General features: G+C 69.5%; 19 protein-coding genes. 13 read left to right on the top strand and 6 right to left on the bottom strand.

From position 1 onward, the window contains the following. Positions 1 to 3 precede the first annotated feature (3 nt). Complete coding sequence (gene rfbA / locus ACIA5G_RS03185; RefSeq protein ID WP_395920578.1) at positions 4 to 885, top strand: glucose-1-phosphate thymidylyltransferase RfbA; 882 nt, start codon at positions 4 to 6, stop codon at positions 883 to 885. Here rfbA and htpX read toward each other — a convergent pair. Continuing rightward, positions 882 to 1,739, bottom strand: coding sequence for a zinc metalloprotease HtpX (htpX, locus tag ACIA5G_RS03180; protein ID WP_395920577.1), 858 nt, complete (start codon positions 1,737 to 1,739; stop codon positions 882 to 884). The genes rfbA and htpX overlap by 4 nt on opposite strands. 141 nt (positions 1,740 to 1,880) lie before the next feature. On the opposite strand from htpX, the gene ACIA5G_RS03175 reads away from it, so the two are divergent. Beyond that, the gene (locus ACIA5G_RS03175; RefSeq protein ID WP_395920576.1) at positions 1,881 to 2,849 is read left to right on the top strand and encodes a YncE family protein; all 969 of its coding nucleotides are present in this window, start codon (positions 1,881 to 1,883) and stop codon (positions 2,847 to 2,849) included. A gap of 39 nt (positions 2,850 to 2,888) precedes the next feature. Continuing rightward, positions 2,889 to 3,761, top strand: a complete 873-nt coding sequence (locus ACIA5G_RS03170) for an LLM class F420-dependent oxidoreductase (RefSeq protein WP_395920575.1) — start codon at positions 2,889 to 2,891, stop codon at positions 3,759 to 3,761. A gap of 61 nt (positions 3,762 to 3,822) precedes the next feature. Here the strand turns inward: ACIA5G_RS03170 and ACIA5G_RS03165 are convergent, their stop codons facing one another. The 4 genes from ACIA5G_RS03165 to ACIA5G_RS03150 form a co-directional block, all read right to left on the bottom strand. After that, positions 3,823 to 4,182, bottom strand: a complete 360-nt coding sequence (locus tag ACIA5G_RS03165) for a hypothetical protein (RefSeq protein ID WP_395920574.1) — start codon at positions 4,180 to 4,182, stop codon at positions 3,823 to 3,825. A 27-nt stretch (positions 4,183 to 4,209) separates the two neighbouring features. Beyond that, positions 4,210 to 5,628, bottom strand: a complete 1,419-nt coding sequence (locus ACIA5G_RS03160; protein ID WP_395920573.1) for a hypothetical protein — start codon at positions 5,626 to 5,628, stop codon at positions 4,210 to 4,212. 4 nt (positions 5,629 to 5,632) lie between these two features. After that, positions 5,633 to 5,923, bottom strand: coding sequence for a WXG100 family type VII secretion target (locus tag ACIA5G_RS03155; RefSeq protein WP_395920572.1), 291 nt, complete (start codon positions 5,921 to 5,923; stop codon positions 5,633 to 5,635). A gap of 79 nt (positions 5,924 to 6,002) precedes the next feature. Next, positions 6,003 to 6,371, bottom strand: a complete 369-nt coding sequence (locus tag ACIA5G_RS03150) for a YrdB family protein (protein ID WP_395920571.1) — start codon at positions 6,369 to 6,371, stop codon at positions 6,003 to 6,005. Positions 6,372 to 6,564: 193 nt separating this feature from the next. Between ACIA5G_RS03150 and ACIA5G_RS03145 the strand changes: the two genes are divergently transcribed. The 10 genes from ACIA5G_RS03145 to ACIA5G_RS03100 are packed head-to-tail and all read left to right on the top strand — an operon-like array spanning position 6,565 to position 16,741. Next, on the top strand, positions 6,565 to 7,797 hold the full coding sequence (locus tag ACIA5G_RS03145) for a class I SAM-dependent methyltransferase (protein WP_395920570.1): 1,233 nt from the start codon (positions 6,565 to 6,567) through the stop codon (positions 7,795 to 7,797). A gap of 1 nt (position 7,798) precedes the next feature. Beyond that, a complete protein-coding gene (locus tag ACIA5G_RS03140) occupies positions 7,799 to 8,590 on the top strand; it encodes a glucose-1-phosphate cytidylyltransferase (RefSeq protein WP_395920569.1) in 792 nt (263 codons plus the stop codon). Continuing rightward, positions 8,587 to 9,234 carry a PIG-L deacetylase family protein gene (locus ACIA5G_RS03135; protein ID WP_395920568.1) on the top strand — a complete coding sequence of 216 codons (648 nt, stop codon included), beginning with the start codon at positions 8,587 to 8,589 and terminating at the stop codon, positions 9,232 to 9,234. Before ACIA5G_RS03140 ends, ACIA5G_RS03135 begins: the two co-directional genes overlap by 4 nt. A gap of 4 nt (positions 9,235 to 9,238) precedes the next feature. Next, a complete protein-coding gene (locus ACIA5G_RS03130) occupies positions 9,239 to 10,258 on the top strand; it encodes an NAD-dependent epimerase/dehydratase family protein (protein WP_395920567.1) in 1,020 nt (339 codons plus the stop codon). After that, positions 10,258 to 11,538, top strand: a complete 1,281-nt coding sequence (locus ACIA5G_RS03125; protein ID WP_395920566.1) for a DUF4910 domain-containing protein — start codon at positions 10,258 to 10,260, stop codon at positions 11,536 to 11,538. Before ACIA5G_RS03130 ends, ACIA5G_RS03125 begins: the two co-directional genes overlap by 1 nt. 5 nt (positions 11,539 to 11,543) lie before the next feature. Beyond that, complete coding sequence (locus ACIA5G_RS03120; RefSeq protein ID WP_395920565.1) at positions 11,544 to 12,833, top strand: hypothetical protein; 1,290 nt, start codon at positions 11,544 to 11,546, stop codon at positions 12,831 to 12,833. Beyond that, on the top strand, positions 12,830 to 13,687 hold the full coding sequence (locus ACIA5G_RS03115; protein ID WP_395920564.1) for a glycosyltransferase family 2 protein: 858 nt from the start codon (positions 12,830 to 12,832) through the stop codon (positions 13,685 to 13,687). The genes ACIA5G_RS03120 and ACIA5G_RS03115 overlap by 4 nt, the downstream gene beginning before the upstream one ends. Beyond that, on the top strand, positions 13,684 to 14,874 hold the full coding sequence (locus tag ACIA5G_RS03110) for a polysaccharide pyruvyl transferase family protein (RefSeq protein ID WP_395920563.1): 1,191 nt from the start codon (positions 13,684 to 13,686) through the stop codon (positions 14,872 to 14,874). Before ACIA5G_RS03115 ends, ACIA5G_RS03110 begins: the two co-directional genes overlap by 4 nt. Beyond that, a complete protein-coding gene (locus ACIA5G_RS03105) occupies positions 14,871 to 15,419 on the top strand; it encodes a dTDP-4-dehydrorhamnose 3,5-epimerase family protein (RefSeq protein ID WP_395920562.1) in 549 nt (182 codons plus the stop codon). Before ACIA5G_RS03110 ends, ACIA5G_RS03105 begins: the two co-directional genes overlap by 4 nt. 5 nt (positions 15,420 to 15,424) lie before the next feature. Continuing rightward, on the top strand, positions 15,425 to 16,741 hold the full coding sequence (locus ACIA5G_RS03100; RefSeq protein ID WP_395920561.1) for a glutamate-1-semialdehyde 2,1-aminomutase: 1,317 nt from the start codon (positions 15,425 to 15,427) through the stop codon (positions 16,739 to 16,741). A gap of 3 nt (positions 16,742 to 16,744) precedes the next feature. On the opposite strand, the gene ACIA5G_RS03095 is transcribed toward ACIA5G_RS03100, so the two are convergent. Beyond that, entirely contained in the window at positions 16,745 to 18,208 is a 1,464-nt protein-coding gene (locus ACIA5G_RS03095; protein ID WP_395920560.1) for a right-handed parallel beta-helix repeat-containing protein, read from the bottom strand. Positions 18,209 to 18,232 lie beyond the last annotated feature (24 nt).

Below are 18,232 nucleotides of genomic sequence, written 5' to 3'. Positions count from 1 at the left end.
CCAATGAAGGGCATCGTGCTGGCCGGAGGCAGTGGGACACGCCTGCACCCGATCACCCAGGCGGTGTCGAAGCAGCTGCTGCCGGTCTACGACAAGCCGATGGTCTACTACCCGATCTCGGTGCTGATGCTGGCCGGGATCCGGGAGATCCTGATCATCTCCACCCCCGCCGACCTGCCGAACTTCCGCAAGCTGCTGGGCAACGGCGACCAGTTCGGCCTCTCCTTCACCTACGCCGAGCAGCCGAGCCCGAACGGGCTGGCCGAGGCCTTCGTCATCGGCGCGGACTTCATCGGCGACGACGACGTGGCGCTGGTGCTCGGGGACAACATCTTCTACGGCCAGGGCTTCTCGAGCCGCCTCCAGGAGGCCGTGCGCGAGCTCGACGGCTGTGTCCTGTTCGGCTACCCGGTGAAGGACCCCGAGCGGTACGGCGTCGGCGAGGTCGGCCCCGACGGCAAGCTGGTCTCCATCGAGGAAAAGCCCGAGAAGCCGCGCTCGAACAAGGCGATCACCGGGCTGTACTTCTACGACAACGACGTGGTCGACATCGCGCGCTCGCTGAAGCCGTCGGCGCGCGGCGAGCTCGAGATCACCGACGTCAACCTCACCTACGTGCGCCGGGACCAGGCGACCCTGGTCGAGCTCAGCCGCGGGTTCGCCTGGCTCGACACCGGCACGCACGACTCGCTGCTCGAGGCCGGGCAGTTCGTGCAGGTGCTGGAGCACCGGACGGGTGTCCGCATCGCCTGTCTCGAGGAGATCGCGCTGCGGATGGGCTTCATCAACGCCGACGAGTGTTACGCGCTGGGCATGAAGCTGGCGAAGTCCGGCTACGGCGAGTACGTCAAGGCCGTGGCCGTCGCAGCGGGGGCGTCCGCCTAGAGGCCGCCGGGGCCGCGGCGGGCCATCTCCTCGAGCCGCCGGATCCGGTCGGCGATCGGCGGGTGGGTCGAGAACAGCTTGCTCAGGCCCTCACCCGGGCGGAACGGGTTCGCGATCATCAGGTGCGACTGCGACACCAGCTGCGGCTCCGCCACCAGGGGCCGGGCCCGCGTCCCCGCGTCCAGCTTCCGCAGTGCCGAGGCCAGGCCCAGCGGGTCGCCGGTCAGCTCGGCGCCGGACGCGTCGGCCTGGTACTCCCGCGACCGGCTCACGCCCATCCGGATGACCGCGGCCGCGATCGGGCCGATGAAGATCAGCATCAGGCTGACCAGCGGGTTCGAGTTGCGGTTGCCGCCGAAGAACAGGGCGATGTTCGCCAGGACGCTGATCACGCTGGCCAGCGCGCCGGCGACGCAGGAGATCAGGATGTCGCGGTTGTAGACGTGGGACAGCTCGTGGCCGAGCACCGCACGCAGCTCGCGCTCGTCGAGCAGGTCGAGGATGCCGGTGGTGCAGCAGACGGCCGCGTGGCGTGGGCTGCGGCCGGTCGCGAACGCGTTCGGCGCGGTGGTCGGGCTGATGTAGAGCTGCGGCATCGGCTGGCGGGCCGTGGTCGCGAGCTCGCGCACGATCCGGTGCATCGCGGGCCGCTCGGCCTCGGACACCGGCCGGGCGTGCATCGCGCGCAGCGCCATCTTCTCCGAGTTGAAGTAGGCGAAGGCGTTCATCCCGAGGGCGACGACCAGGCCGATGACCAGCGCGCCGCGGCCGAAGAGCCCGCTGATCGCGACGATGATCGCCGACAGCAGACCGAGCAGCAACGCCGTCTTCAGTCCGTTCTGGTGCCCGTGCACGCGCGCTCGCCTCCGTCCGCTCTGGTCCGTTCCCCGGGGTTACCCAGTGGAAACAACGCGATCGGGCGACGCGAAGTTCCTTCACGTGATCACCCGGCGGGTTACGCTCGGGAGGCGAGTTGATCACGAGCGGAGGCGCCGATGCGAGGTCGCCAGATACGCCGGCGGACCCTGTTCGCCCTGGTCACCGCGGGTGCCGGGGCACTGGCCCTGCCCGGGGTGGCGCGGGCGCAGGACGTCCGTTCGATCGAGGTCGGCGGCACCCCGGCCGGGGTCGCGGTGAATCCCGTCACCGGGCTCGCGTACGTCGCGGATCCGGAGTCGGGGACGGTGTCGGTGCTGGACCCGCAGAGCGCGTCGGTCGTCGCGGAGGTCGACGTCGGCGGCGCGCCCGGGGACATCGCCGTCGACCCGAAGGCCGGCCGGATCTACGTCGCGAACCCGCCGGCCGGCACCGTGGTGGTGCTGGACGGCCGGACCCACGACCTGGTCAGCATCATCGGCGCGGGCGCCGGCGCGTCCGCGCTGGCGGTGGACGAGCAGGCCAACCGCGTCTACGCGGCCAGCGGCGACACCGGCACGCTCGCCGTGCTCGACGGCGTGAGCTGCACGCTGGCGGCGCTCGTCCCGGGCCCGAAGCCGAGCCTCGCCGGGATCGCCGTCGACCCCGGCCGCAAGCTCGCCTACTGCGCCAGCACCGGCACGGACTCGGTCGAGGTGTTCTCGATCGACAGCGGGAAGTTCGTCGGGAGCGTGAAGGTCGGGGCGCGGCCGACCGCCGTCGCGGTGCACGCCGCCAGCGGCACGGTGTACGTGGCCAACTCCGGCATCCACCACATGTCCATTGTGGACGCCGCGACGCGCACCGAGCGCAAGACCGTGTTGCTGCGCAGCGAATCCTCCGCGCTGGCCGTGCACCAGGGCACGAACACGGTGTACACCAACGGCGGCCAGAACGGGCTGAGCCGGATCGACGGCGCGGGCGGCACGCTCACCGGCGAGCTGTCGCTGGGGATCAACCCCGGCGACGTCGCGGTCGACCAGCGCACGCGCACGGTGTTCGTCACGGATCCCTTGCACGGCAGGGTTTCCGTGATCCGCGATTTCTGACCCCGCAGCTGGCGTAACTCCAGGTATACGGTCGAAAGCATGAAACTCGGACTGCAGATCCCCGACTTCACCTGGCCGAACGGGGCGTCCGCGCTGGGCGCCGACCTGGCCGCCGTCGTCCGCACCGCCGACAACGCGGGCTTCGACTCCATCGCCGTGATGGACCACTTCTTCCAGATCGGCGGGGTCGGCCCCGTCGAAAACGACATGCTCGAGGCGTACACCACCCTCGGCTTCATCGCGGCGCACACCGAGCGCGCCAAGCTGCTGACCGTCGTCACCGGCGTCCTCTACCGGCACCCGGGCGTGCTGGCCAAGGCGATCACGACGCTGGACGTGCTGTCGGGCGGCCGCGCGATCCTGGGCATCGGCGCGGGCTGGAACGAGGAGGAGTCCCGCGGGCTCGGCTTCCCCTTCCCGCCGCTCGCGGAGCGCTTCGAGCTGCTGGAGGAGAACCTCCAGTACGTGCTGCAGATGTGGGCCGACGGCGACGAGCCGTTCAAGAGCAAGCACTTCGACGCCTCGCGGCTGCTGAACGTGCCGCAGGCGCTGTCGAAGCCACGCCCCCCGATCATGATCGGCGGCGGCGGGGAGAAGAAGACGCTGAAGCTGGTGGCGAAGTACGCCGACCAGTGCAACCTGTTCAACAGCCCGGAGCTGGAGCACAAGCTCGACGTCCTCAAGCAGCATTGCGAGAACGAGGGCCGCGACTACGACTCGATCACCAAGACCGTCTACCACATCCTCGACATCGGCGAAGACGGCTCGAAGACGGGCCCGCTGCTGGCGGAGCTGGAGCGGCTGAACGGGCTCGGCATCCACGTCGCGCTCGGCGTGGTGCCGCACGTGCACAAGCCGGCGGTGCTGGAGAAGTTCGGCACCGACGTGATCCCGGCGGCCGAGAAGATCTAGGCGAGGGCTGCCTCGCGGAACCAAGTCCGCGAGGCAGCCTGCTACCGGTTCGGTCGGCTGATCACCCGAGATCGAGCCGGTATTGCAGGTCATAAGTGGCGAACAGCGAATAGTGACCGGTTTTCGCCAAGTCGGCATAAACCTTTTTCAAGAAAACCTGTGCAGCATCGACATCTCTGCTGAGGCTCCGGAAGCGAAGCATGAACGGATGACTGCCGAACGGCATGTCGTCATCGTCTTCGTACCCGTGGCCGGCGAACAATTCCACCACGATGTCGTCACACACGCCGGCGTACGCCTCGTCCTCGTAACCCGGTTCCCGCGGCAGCGGCACCCCGGCCAGGGCAGAGACCTCACCCACGACGGACTGCGTGGAGCGGGCCACCAAAGGCCGCAGGAAGATCTCGACGTGGGTGGCCATCAGCTGGGCATCTCCTGATCACTCCGGTCACGGGCCGACGGCGGTCCAGCCGTCTCCCCACACGACGATTTTATCATAAGCGTCTTTTCCGAGTCCTTGGAAACGTCGCATTCCTTCAAGTGCCGCCTCCTTGGTCAACGACGTCCCTTCGGCGTCGATGACGATTTCCCGCGCCTGCCCGCCGCGGCGCGCCGAATCGTCGAGCATGCGCAGAATTTTGGTACTCGTCGGTTCCGGCGCCTTGACCGTCTTGAATTCCGTGGGGGTGCCGTCGACGGTCGCATCCGGCCGGCGCACGCCTGGCTCGTTCGAAGGCTTGACCGCCTTCACGTCGTGCCCCTCGGCGGCCAGCCGGTCGGCGATCTTCTGCTCCGCCTGGTTGAAGGTCGACTCCGACTGGTCGATGGTCCCCCGCCGGCTGCCCAGCTCATCACCGAGCTTGGCGGTGTCCGCCTGCTCGATGCCCGGCTCCGGGGTGTTGTCGATCGCCATCGCCATGGCGGTGACACCACCCGCGACCGCACCGAGGACTTCGGCTCCTTCCAGCGTCACCACCGCGCCGGCCGAGATCTCGGCGACCGGGCCGGCCAGCAGGCCGATGACATCGATGCCCAGCAGTTCGGCCGCGCCCGCGAGAAGGTCGAAAACACCGTCGGTGAGGATGCTGACGACGCCCGCGATCGCCAGGCCGAGACCCGCACCGTCGACCAGGTCGCGCACGGATTCTTCGATCCGCTCCCGGGTGTCGACGACCCACACCCGGAAGTCGGCGAACCCCGTCGACAGCTTCTGGAGGAACTGCGGCAGGACGAAGAAGATCGCCGAATCGTGGCCGCCCGCCAGCCGGTCCCAGAAGTCGTTCAAAGCGTCGACGTCCGCCGAGTCGTTGTTCTCCACCAGCGCGAACATCTGCGTCTTCAGGTCGGCGGCCAGTGCTTGGACCGCATCTCCCGCCTGCTCGAACGCGGTCTGGATGTTCGTCAGCTTGCCGGTGTCGGCATTCGGCACGTATCGGGCTATCTCGTGCGGCAGCCACCACTCCTCCGCGCCCCGCAGGCTCGGCCACGCCGGGCTGCCGCCCGCCTTCGGCGGCACCAGCGGCTGCCACGGCGCCGGTCCCGGCTGCGGCCGGGACGCGTTGTCGGCGTTCCAGTGGTTCAGCCCGGCCTGGTCGATCCCCGCGGCGACCGAGCCGAGCACGTCGTAAGCCCGGAAGAACGCCGCGACCACCGTGCGCATGGCGTTCTGGTAGCCGCGTTCGAAGGCGTCGGCACCGTCGCCCGCACCAGCCGCGCCGGCGTTGCCCTCCAGGTCGGAGAACAGTTTCAGGCGAATCCGGTGCAGCCGCTCCTGCCCTTCGGCCAGCTCGAGCGCCACAGCGTGGAAGTCCTCGGGCGTGACGTCGATGACGCCCTGCGGCACCCCGCCGTCGTCGATCCGCGCCACCGCGTCACACCCGCCAGATGCCCAGGTTCGCCGACAGCGCCGCCCCGTGGTTGTCGTGCGCGGTGAGCACAAGATCGCGGATGCGCGGCAGGTCGGTGTGCAGTTCGCGGGCTGCCGCCACCCAGTCGCCGTAGCTCCGGGCGAACGCCGACTGCCCGTCGCCCAGCCAGTCGCCCAGCGCGTCCTTCAGCTCTTGCTCGAGCTTCGTCAACAGCTCCTCGGCGCGGTTGAACGCGGATTCGAGGTCGTCCGCCTGCGCTCGTAATGCCGAGAAATCGACCCGCAGCGTGCCCACTTCACCCTCCCCGGTGACTGAACGCTTTCGAGTCGTGACGCTAACGAGGAGAGCTCGGTTAATCGAACGGTAAAAGGACTCAGCCGTCCTTGGCGAAGCGCCGCGTCAAAGCCGCGACGCCGATGCCCACCACCGCCAGCACGATTCCCGTCACCACCCAGCCCACCAGCGCCAGCACCACGCCAGTCACGGCGAACAACGCGAACTCCACCAGGAAGCGGGCCGGTTCCGGGAGCCGGCGGCTCGCGCGCGGGGCGATGAACAGCCCCCAGATCGCGGCCGCTACCAGCGGCAGGAGGACCGCGTCGACGATCGCCAGGGCCACCCCGCTGCCGAGCTGGGTGCCGGCCAGGGCGAGGCCGCCCAGGAGGGCCAGTTCCGTCAGGAAGCGGACCGTCAGCACCACGCCCGCGACCCCGCTCAGGCGGGGACCCGTCTCCGAAGTCATCCGGTCAGCCTAGCCCGGCCGGGCTGGTCCACTGTGGACGTTACGAACGCCGGCCGTGACCTGCGCCACACCGGTGGATGATGTTGCGGTTCCGAATCGGTCCACCGGGCCGGCACGCGTCGTTGTAACGACGATCCACCGCCGCTCGACGTGTTTAACGCATATCGCGACCGCGAGCCAAGGAGCCTGGTAGATGACCACATGTCGACTCTGCGGTTCGACAAACACGGCCAGCGTCGTGGACCTGGGCGCGACTCCCCCGTGTGAGCGATTTCTGACCGCCGAGCAGCTCGACGAGCCGGAAGCCACCTTCCCGCTGCACCTCATCGTGTGCACCGAGTGCTGGCTCGCCCAGATCCCGCCGCTGATCGATCCTGACGACACATTCACCGAATACGCGTACTTCTCGTCGTTCTCCACCTCGTGGGTCGAGCACGCGAAGCGCTTCGTCGACGGCTCCGTCGAGCGGCTCGGGCTCGACGGAAGATCCTTCGTCGTCGAGGTCGCCAGCAACGACGGTTACCTGCTCAAGCACGTCGTCGGGCACGGCATCCGGTGTCTGGGTGTGGAACCTTCGGTGAACGTCGGGCAGGCCGCGCGCGACGCCGGCGTGCCCACCCTGACCGCCTTCCTCTCCGAGGAAACCGGCCGCCAGGTGCGCGAGGAGCACGGGCCGGCCGACCTGGTCGCCGCGAACAACGTCTACGCGCACATCCCCGACGTCATCGGCTTCACCAAGGGCCTGCGCGCCCTGGTCGCGGACGACGGCTGGGTCTCCATCGAGGTGCAGCACCTGCTCACGCTGATCGAGAAGAACCAGTACGACACGATCTACCACGAGCACTTCCAGTACTACACGGTCGAATCCGCGCGCCGGGCCTTGGCGACCGGCGGGCTGACCGTGGTCGACGTCGAACTCGTGCCGACGCACGGCGGGTCGATCCGGCTCTGGGCGCGTCCCGACGCGGTCGCGGGCGAGCCCAGCGAGCGGATGACCGACGTCCTGGAGCGCGAAAAGGCCGCCGGGCTGCACGAGCTGTCCGGGTACACCGAGTTCGCCGAGCGCGTCACCCGCGTGCGGCTGGACCTGCTGAAGTTCCTCATCGAGGCGCGCAACGACGGGAAGACCGTCGTCGGTTACGGCGCCCCGGGCAAGGGCAACACCCTGCTCAACCACTGCGGCATCCGGACGGACCTGCTGCAGTACACCGTCGATCGCAACCCGTACAAGCACGGCCGCTTCACCCCGGGCACGCGCATTCCGGTGCTGCCCCCGGAGCGGATCGAAGCCGATCGGCCCGACTACGTGCTCGTCCTCCCGTGGAACCTCCGGGAGGAACTGACCGAACAACTCTCCTACATCGGGGCCTGGGGCGGAAAGCTCGTGTTCCCGATCCCCCACTTGGAAATCGTCGAGGTGCAGTGACGTGAAGGTCGTTCTCTTCTGCGGTGGCTACGGGATGCGGATGCGCAACGGCGCGGCCGACGACGTCCCGAAGCCGATGGCGATGGTCGGTCCGAGACCGCTCATCTGGCACGTCATGCGCTACTACGCGCATTTCGGCCACACGGAGTTCATCCTGTGCCTGGGTTACGGCGCGGCGCACATCAAGAACTTCTTCCTGAACTACCAGGAAACCATTTCCAACGACTTCATCCTCCGCAACGGGCGGCCGGAACTGCTGTCGACCGACATCGCCGACTGGACGATCACCTTCGTGCAGACCGGCATCGAGTCGCCGATCGGCGAGCGCCTGCGCCGGGTCCGCGACTACCTCGACGGCGACGAAATGTTCCTCGCGAACTACGCCGACGTCCTTTCCGACGTGCCGCTGCCGGACATGATCGAGCGGTTCTCGAACACCGACGCGGGCGCGTCGATGATGGTCGTCCCGCCGCAGTCGTCGTTCCACTGCGTGGAAATGGACGAAGGCGGCAAGGTCGGCTCGATCACCGCGGTCAGCGAAATGCCGCTGTGGGAGAACGGCGGGTACTTCGTGCTCCGCCAGGAGGTCTTCGACCACATCCCGGAGAACGGCGACCTGGTCGCCGACGGCTGCGGTGAGCTGGCCAAGCGCGGCCGGCTGCTGGCCTACCCGTACCGCGGGTTCTGGAAGCCGACCGACACCGTCAAGGAGCGGGCGGCCCTCGACGACGCGTACACGCACGGCCGGCGGCCCTGGGCGCTCTGGGAGCAGCCCGTCGCGAGCACCGCGTGATCGGGCTGCGGCCGGGACGGCTCGGCGGTGTGGTCGCCCTCGGCGCGCACTGCGACGACATCACCATCGGCGCCGGCGGCACGCTGCTGACGCTCTGCGCGAACCGGCCGGGGCTCAAGGTCGACGCGCTGGTCCTTTCCGGCGGCGGCACGCCCCGCGAGGACGAGGAGCGGGCGGCGCTGGCGGCGTTCTGCCCCGGCGCGCAGCTCGACGTCACGGTCCTGAAGCTCCCGGACGGCCGGTTCCCGGCGCACTGGGAAGAGGCCAAGAACGCCCTCGAAGAGCTGCGGCGGCGGACCGACCCGGACGTCATCCTGGCGCCGCGCACCGACGACGCCCACCAGGACCACCGCGGGCTGGCGAAGCTGGTGCCGACCGCATTCCGCGACCACCTCGCGCTGGGCTACGAGATCGTCAAGTGGGACGGCGATCTCGGCGCCCCTTCGGTCTACCAGCCGCTTGACGACGACGTCGCCGAAGAAAAGGTGCGGCTGCTGCAGACGCACTACGCGTCGCAGCGCCACCGTCCCTGGTACGACCGCGAGGCCTTCCTCGGCCTGGCCCGGATCCGCGGGATCGAAGCCGCGGCGAAGTACGCCGAAGCGTTTTTCGTCAAGAAACTCACTCTCGACCTGAAGGGCTGATCCGATGCGGGTGTTGCTGACGGGGCACAAGGGCTACCTGGGGACGGTGATGGCCCCGGTGCTCGCGGCCGCCGGGCACGAGGTCGTCGGCCTGGACTCCGGGCTGTTCGAAGACTGCCTGCTCGGGCCCGTCCCGGCCGACCCGGCCGGGCACGTCGTCGACCTGCGTGACGTCGAAGCGAAGCACGTGTCCGATGTGGACGCCGTGATCCACCTCGCCGCGCTGTCGAACGACCCGCTCGGCTCGCTCGCGCCCGAGCTGACCTACGACATCAACCACCACGCGTCGGTGAAGCTCGCGAAGCTGGCGAAGGACGCGGGCGTCAAGCGTTACCTCTACGCGTCGACCTGCTCGGTGTACGGCGCGGGCGGCGACAACCTGGTCGACGAGGACGCGCCGCTGAAGCCGGTGACGCCGTACGCCGAGTCGAAGGTGCGCGTCGAGGCCGACGTCCACGAGCTCGCCGACGACGACTTCACCCCGGTCTACATGCGCAACGCGACCGCGTTCGGCTACTCGCCCCGGCTGCGCGGCGACATCGTGCTGAACAACCTGACCGCGCACGCCCACCTGTCCGGCGAGGTGCTGGTGCTCTCCGACGGCACGCCGTGGCGCCCGCTGGTGCACGCCCAGGACATCGCGCGCGCGTTCACCGCCGCGCTGACGGCGCCGAAGGAGGCCGTGCACAACAAGGCCTTCAACATCGGCACCGAGGACAACAACGTCACCGTCGCCGAGATCGCGCAGGAGGTTGTCGAGGCCGTGCCGGGCTCGACGCTGAACATCACCGGTGAAGCCGGCTCCGACCCGCGCTCCTACCGGGTCGACTTCTCGCGCTTCCGCGCCGCCATCCCCGGCTTCACCTGCGAGTGGTCGGTCAAGGACGGCGCCGTCGAGCTCATCGAGGCCTACCGGAAGTTCGGGCTGACCCGCGAGTCGTTCCAGCAGCTGTTCACCCGGCTCGCCTGGCTGAAGAGCGAGGGCGAAGCCGGCCGCGTCGACGACACCATGCGGCGGCGCTAGTGACGAGCACCCGGCTGCGGACCGGGGCGGAACTGCACGCCCTGGTCGAGCGGCTGTACCCGATCTGCCGCAGCATCACCGGCGACGGCGTGCGGCAGACCCTGGACATCGTCGGCGAGCACATTTCGCTGGAGCGGCACGAGGTCCCGACCGGCACCCAGGTGCTGGACTGGACGATCCCGCAGGAGTGGAACATCCGCGACGCCTACGTCGCCACTCCGGACGGCGAGCGGGTGATCGACTTCCAGGAGTCGAACCTGCACGTCGTCGGGTACAGCGTCCCGGTGAACGAGCGGATGCCGCTGAGCGAGCTGCGCGGGCACCTCCACACGCTGCCGGACCAGCCGTCGTGGGTTCCCTACCGGACCAGCTACTACGCCCCGGCCTGGGGATTCTGCCTCGCGCAGGAGAAGCTCGACGCACTCCCCGACGGCGACTACGACGTGGTCATCGACTCGACCCTGGCCGACGGCTCGCTCACCTACGGCGAGCACGTCGTCCCCGGCCGCGTCACCGACGAGGTCATCGTGTCCTGCCACGTCTGCCACCCGTCGCTGGCCAACGACAACCTCGCCGGCATCGCGGTGGCGATCTCGCTGGCCCAGCAGCTGGCCGAGACACAGCCGCACTACACGTACCGGTTCCTGTTCATGCCGGGCACGATCGGCTCGATCACCTGGCTCGCGCGCAATGCCGACCGCATCGACAAGGTCAAGCACGGGCTGGTGCTGGCCTGCGCCGGCGACACGGGATCGTTGACCTACAAGAAGTCCCGGCGCGACGACGCCGAGATCGACCGTGTGCTGCAGCACGTGCTGAAGACGCGCGAACACCGCGTCATCGACTTCTCGCCGTACGGCTACGACGAGCGCCAGTTCTGCTCGCCGGGCTTCAACCTCGGCGTCGGCTCCCTGACGCGGACGCCGTACGCGGGCTACCCCGAGTACCACACCTCCGCCGACAACCCGGCCTTCGTTTCGCCGTCGGCGATGGAGGACACGCTCGGCGCGTTGAAGGACGCGTTCGGCGTCCTGGATCGCAACCGCCGCTACGTCAACCTCAGCCCGTACGGCGAGCCGCAGCTCGGCAAGCGCGGGCTGTACGACTCGCTCGGCGGCCGCAGTGACGCCAAGCAGGCCCAGATGGCGATGCTCTGGGTGCTCAACCTCTCCGACGGCGAGCACAGCCTCCTCGACATCGCCGAGCGCGCCGGCCTCCCGTTCGGCATCGTGGACGTCGCGGCGCGTGCCCTGCACGACGCCGGCCTGGTCAAGGAGTGAACTCGATGACGACCGGTCAGCACCGCGCCGTCCGCCCCCGCCGCGCCGGTCTCAAGGCGATGGCGGGGCGGCTCTCGTGGGGCCTGGGCGACCAGGCGGTGTCGAGCCTGACCAACTTCGCCATCGGCATCTTCGTCGCCCGCGAGCTGGGCGTGACGGCGTTCGGCATGTTCAGCCTCGCCTGGGTGACCTACGGCGTGCTGATCAACATCTCCCGCGGGCTGGCGACGGACCCGCTGATGGTCCGGTTCAGCGGGGTGGACACCGACCTGTGGCGCGGCGCCGTGGCCCGGGCGTCGGCGACCGCGCTGGTGATCGGCGTCGGCGCGGGCGCCGTCAGCCTGCTCTTCGGCCTCGCGGCCGGCGGCGAATTCGGCTCCGCGTTCGTCGCGCTCGGTGTCATCATGCCGTCGCTGCTGCTGCAGGACAGCTGGCGGTTCGCGTTCTTCGCCTCCGGTGAAGGCCAGAAGGCCTTCCTGAACGACGTCGTGTGGGGTGTCGCGATGATCCCCACGATGCTGCTGGCGAGCCTGCACGCCAACGTCGTCACGTTCCTGCTGGCCTGGGGTGGCGCCGCAACCGTGGCCGCCGGGTACGGCTACGTGCAGACGCACCTGCGGCCGAGCCTCGCCGGCGTGCGCACCTGGCTGCGCGACCACCGCGACCTCGGCACGCGCTACCTCGTCGAGAACGTGAGCAACAGCAGCGGCTCGCAGATCCGGATGTACGGCCTCGGCGCGATCGCCGGGGTCGCCGCCGTCGGCACGGTCCGCGGCGGCGAGCTGCTGCTCGGGCCGTTCGTCGCCGTCCTCATGGGACTCGCCTTCGTCGCGGTGCCGGAGGCGGCGCGGGTGGTGAAGCGCGACGTCCACAAGCTGATGAAGTTCTGCTTCCTCCTCGGCGGCTCGCAGGCCTTCGCCGCGCTGATCTGGGGCACCACGCTGCTGCTGGTGCTGAACGACCGGCTCGGCGAGTTCGTCCTCGGCGACGTCTGGCACACCGCGCAGCTGCTGATCCTCCCGGCCACCTTCTCGGTGTTCAACGCCAGTTTCATCGGCGGCGCGGGCACCGGCCTGCGGGCGCTGGGCGCGGCCCGGCGGAGCATGCGCTGCCAGCTGATCGCCTCCGCGCTCTACGTGGTGGGCGGGCTGGGCGGCGCCGTGCTCGGCGGCGCGGTCGGCTCCGGCTGGGGCGTCGCCACCGCCACGTTCCTCTCCGCCTTCCTCTGGTGGAGCCAGCTCCACCTCGCGGTTCGCGCACACACCCGCACCCCTCAGGAAACGAGGACACCATGACGAGCGCACCACGGCTGAGCATCGGACTGCCTGTCTTCAACGGGGAGAACTACCTCGCCGAGGCCATCGACACCCTGCTCGCGCAGACCTGGACCGATTACGAGCTGATCATCTCGGACAACGCGTCGACGGACGGCACGCGGGAGATCTGCGAGAAGTACGCCGCGAAGGACGAGCGGATCCGGTACGTGCGGCAGCCCCGGAACATCGGGGCCGCGCCGAACCACAACTTCCTCGTCCAGGCCGCCCGCGGTGAGCTCTTCAAGTGGGCGGCCCACGACGACCTGTTCGCCCCCGGCCTGCTGGCGGCCTGCGTCCAGGCGCTCGACGAGCACCCCGAAGCCGTGCTCGCCCACTCGTACATGGCGATCGTCGACGAGCAGGGCGAGATCCTCGAAAACTACGACTACCAGCTCCGGACGGACTCGCCCGACCCGGCGGTCCGGTTCCGCGACCTCGTGTTCCGCGAGGGCGGCGACGACTTCTACGGCGTCATCCGCACCGCGGTGCTGCGCCGGATCGCGCCGCACGACAGCTACCACAACGCCGGCCGCAAGTTCGTCGGCGAACTCTCGCTCCACGGCACGTTCGTCCAGGTGCCGGAGGTGATGTTCTTCCGCCGGGAGCACCCGGGCCGCGGGGACAACCTGGGCACCGTGCAGAAGGTGTGCACCAACCTCGACCCGCGCCGGGCGGGCCAGTCGAAGGCCCGGCTGTTCGGCGAATACCTGGCCGGCTACGTCTCCGCGATCCGGCAGGCGCCGCTGACCGCGACCGAGCGCCGGAACTGCTACGCCGTCATGGCCGAGTGGTTCGGCGGCAAGCCGCTGCGGAAGGCCGGGCTGATCGCGTGACGAAGATCGGCTTCTTCGGCATCCTCGGTTCGGGCAACCTCGGCAACGACGGCTCCCTCGAGGCAGTGGTCGCCTACGTGCGCCGCGCGTACCCGGACGTCCGGCTCGACTTCCTCGCGATGGGCCCCGAGGAGCTCACCGCGCGCTACGACGCGCCGGCGACGCACCTGCAGTGGTACGAGCCGCACGCGGGCGACGCGACCGGCCTGCGGGCCGCGGCGCTCAAGGTGCTCGGCAAGCTCCTCGACCCGTACCGGACCTGGAAGTGGGTCCGCAAGCAGGACGTCGTCATCGTGCCCGGCATGGGCGTGCTCGAAGCGACCCTGCCGATCCGGCCGTGGGCACTGCCGTATTCGCTGCTCTGGCTGGGGATCACCGCACGGCTGACCGGCGCCAAGGTCGCGCTCGTGAGCGTCGGAGCCGACTACGTCCGCAAGCGCGGAACGCGGTGGGTCGTCTCCCGCGCGGCCCGGCTGGCGCACTACCGGTCGTTCCGCGACGAGCACTCCCGCGAGGCGCTGGGGCGGATGGGCGTGGACGTCCGCGACGACCACGTCTTCCCGGACCTCGCCTTCGCCCTGCCCGCGCCCGAGCCGCGGCCGTCGACCGGGGCGGTCGGCGTCGGGCTGATGGAGTTCCACGGCAACAACGACGACCGTGACCGGGCGGACCGGATCAACGCGGCGTACCTCGGCACGGTCAAGCGCTTCGTGCGGCTGATGGTCGACGAGGGCCGGCCGGTCCGGCTGTTCATCGGCGACGTCGCCGACCTCGACGTGCCCGGCGAGGTCATCGCGGACGCCCGGGCCCACCGGCCGGACGCCGACGTCACCACCCGGCCGCTGAAGTCGCTGGGCGACCTGATGGACCAGATGGCGGCGGTCGACACCGTGGTGGCCACGCGCTACCACAACGTCCTGTGCTCGCTGAAGTCCGCAAAACCGACGGTCTCGTTCGGTTACGCGCGCAAGAGCGACGTGCTGATGTCGTTGCTGGGGGTGGACGAGTTCTGCCTCTCGGCCCGCGAGCCCGACTTCGACCGGCTGGTGGCGCTTTTCCGCCGGCTGGAAGAGAACCGCGGCGAAGTGGTCAAAATCGTGACGCGGCGGTCCGAAGAGATGGCGGCCCGGGTCGAAGACCAGTTCACCGAGCTTTCCAAGCTCGTCATCGACGGAGGTGCGGTGTGAAGGCCATTCCGGTGCCCGAAATCGAGGGCGCGTACCTGTTCGAGCCGACGCCGTTCCCCGACCGGCGCGGGTTCTTCAGCCGGACGTTCGACCGCGACGTGGTCGCCTCGGTCGGCATCAACCCGGACGGTTTTGTCCAGGACAGTCTTTCCCGGTCCCGCAAGGGCGTCGTCCGCGGGATGCACCTGCGCGGCGGCGCCGGGGAGGCCAAGCTCGTGCGGTGCTCGTACGGCGCGGTCTTCGACGTCGTCGTGGATCTCCGACCGGATTCGCCGACATTCCGCAATGTGAAGTCCTTCGAACTTTCCGGTGATACGCAGGTTTCGGTGTACATCCCGGCGGGGTGCGCGCACGGATTCCAGTCACTCACGGATCCCTCGGACGTTTCGTACCGTATCGACCGGGCCCACGACCCCGCCGAAGACATTACAATTTCGTACAAAGACCCTGAATTGGACATTTCGTGGCCACTGTCGGTCACAATGGTCAGTGACCGGGATGAGCGCGCGCCGTCTCTCGGAGAGGCGTTGAAACCAACGAGGTGATCCCCATGGGAACGAACTTGCCCCGCTCCGCGACGGCGAACGAGCGGCTGCACCGGGTCATCCCGGGTGGTGCGCACACTTACGCCAAGGGCTCGGACCAGTATCCCGAAGGGATGGCTCCGGTCATCTCCCACGGCCTCGGCGGCCACGTCTGGGACGTCGACGGCAACGACTACATCGAATACGGCGCCGGGCTGAGAGCGGTCAGCCTGGGCCACGCCCACCCCCGGGTCCTCGACGCGGTGCGCAGCGAGCTCGGCAAGGGCAGCAACTTCATCCGGCCGTCGATCATCGAGGCCGAGGCCGCCGAGCGGTTCCTCGAGAACGTGCCGACCGCCGACATGGTGAAGTTCACCAAGAACGGCTCCGACGCGACCACGGCGGCGGTCCGGCTGGCCCGCGCCGCGACCGGGCGCAAGCTCGTCGCGAAGTGCGCCGACCACGCGTTCTTCTCGACCGACGACTGGTTCATCGGCACCACGCCGATGAACGCGGGCATCCCGGACGAGGTGACCGGAACGACGCTGTCCTTCCCGTACGGCGACCTGCCGGCGACCGAAGAGCTCCTGCGGCGCCACGAAGGCGAGATCGCCTGCTTGATCCTGGAGCCGGCCACCGTCGTCGCCCCGCCGCTGGGCTACCTCAAGGGCCTGCGGGAGCTCGCCACGCGGTACGGGGTGGTGCTGGTGTTCGACGAGATGATCACCGGGTTCCGCTGGTCCGCCCACGGCGCGCAGGGCCTCTACGGCGTCACCCCGGACCTCTCGACGTTCGGCAAGGCGCTGGGCAACGGCTTCGCGATCTCCGCGCTGGCCGGCAAGCGAGAGCTGATGGAGCTCGGCGGGCTGCGCAGTGACCGCGAGCGGGTGTTCCTGCTCTCGACCACGCACGGCGCGGAGACCCACTCGCTGGCCGCCGCGATGGCGGTGATGGACGTCTACCGCGACGAGGACGTGATCGCCCGCCTGCACGCCCTCGGCGACCGGCTCGCCGCCGGCGTCCGCGAGGTCGCGGCCGGCATCGGGGTCGAGGACCACGTGGTCGTCCGCGGCCGGGCGAGCAACCTGGTCTTCGGCACCCTCGACGAGCAGCTCAAGCCGTCCCAGCCGTACCGGACGCTGTTCCTGCGCGAGCTGCTGTCGGGCGGCGTGCTCGGGCCGTCGTTCGTGGTCAGCGCGGGCCTCACCGAGGCGGACATCGAGAAGACGATCGACGTGGTCGCCCAGGCCTGCACGGTGTACCGGAAGGCTCTCGACGCGGGAGATCCGACGCCGTGGATGGGCGGCCGAGCGGTGAAGCCGGTCTTCCGCCCCTTCGCCTGAGGGTCAGCTCGCGAAGGTGCTGCCGGAGTCTTGTCCGTAGACCGGGCCGGTCCAGGTGGCGGCCGGGACCGTCGTGGCCATGTCGACCACCGTGAACTGCCACGGCCCCGCATAACTGTTGTCGTGCCAGCGGTTCCCGGCCGTGTGGACGATGTCGCGCTGGATGACGTCGCCCTGGTACGGGGACCAGCTCGGGACCGTGCCTACGTTGGCGAACAGCGCCATCCGGCCGCACCGCGCGGAGCAGCCGACGGTCGCCGGGTGGAAGGTGAAGACGTTGTCGTGGATGTCCACTTCGGACGTCCACCAGCGACAGTCGCGGTACAGCGGCGCCGAGGCGATGCCCGGCGCCGCGCAGCGGGACGTGTTCGACGGCCCGACCAGCCGGGTGCAGTCCGACGTCGTGGACGCCGGGGAGTTGCAGAAGCGGTCCGCGTTGGCCCAGCCGACGATGCCGTCCCAGTTGTCCTCGAGCCGGTTGCCGCTCACCTCGAGCTTCGCGAACCGGGCGGGGACCCGCGCGTCACCGCCCGCTTCGGACAGGTAGATCGCGCCGACCGGGAACGGGTCGCCCTTCTCGACCGCGCGGCGGCCCGCCACCCAGCCGTTGCGGCGCAGCTCGTTTCCACGGATCGCCGCGTTGTACGAGATCTCGTAGAAGATCCCGACGTCGTCGTTGTTTTCGATGACGTTGTCCTCGACGAGGAAGTTGTTGTTGTTCGTGTCCGCCCAGAGGCCGGGGCCGCGGTTGTCGTGGATCCAGTTGCCCCGGACGTCGGCGCCGTCGACGGCCCAGAACTTCATCGCGCCGGTGCAGCCGCAGCCTTCGACCTTCGACTCCCAGTCGGCGGTGTTGTTCCCGGTGAACTCGTTGCCCTCGACCAGCAGCTGCCGGATCCCGTTGCCGGCCTGGTAGGCGTTGAGGCCGTACTGGCCGTTGTCGCGCAGGCAGTTCCCGGTGATCCGGTTCGCCGCGCCGGCCATCAGCGCGGCGCCGTCGTTGCCGGTCAGGGTGTTGTGCTCGACCACCCAGCCGTCGCCGGAGTCGTGGTTGACCACACCTTCGTCCCGCGGCGCGGCGAAGCCGGTGATCGTGAGGTGCCGGATGGTCACGTTCTTCGCGCGCCCGGTGAACGCGTACCGGTTGTCGTGGTTGCCGTCCAGGACGGCGCCGGGCGCGCCGACGAAGGTCGCGCCCTCGGCCGGGGCGAGCTGGGAGTACTCGCCGGGGGCCAGTGTGTGCACGCCGGGGGCGAACCAGTAGGTCGCGCCCGGGGTCTCCAGGTCGCTGCCGTCGAGCCGCCCGGCCGGGACGACAACCGCGCCCGCAGGCGGGGCGTCCGGGCCCCGGAGGCCCTCGCTGTCACAGACATGGGCGCGCGCCGGGTCCGCGTGGGCCGCCGGCGCGGCCACCGCCGGGACGAGGGCCGCGAGCAGGGACACCAGAACCGACAACACCCGTTTCACGTCGGCAACGATAAGGCCGGAAAC

This window comes from Amycolatopsis sp. NPDC051758 (genome assembly GCF_044453095.1).
Taxonomy (GTDB): Bacteria; Actinomycetota; Actinomycetes; order Mycobacteriales; family Pseudonocardiaceae; genus Amycolatopsis.
This window is presented reverse-complemented; position numbering and strand designations above follow the sequence as displayed.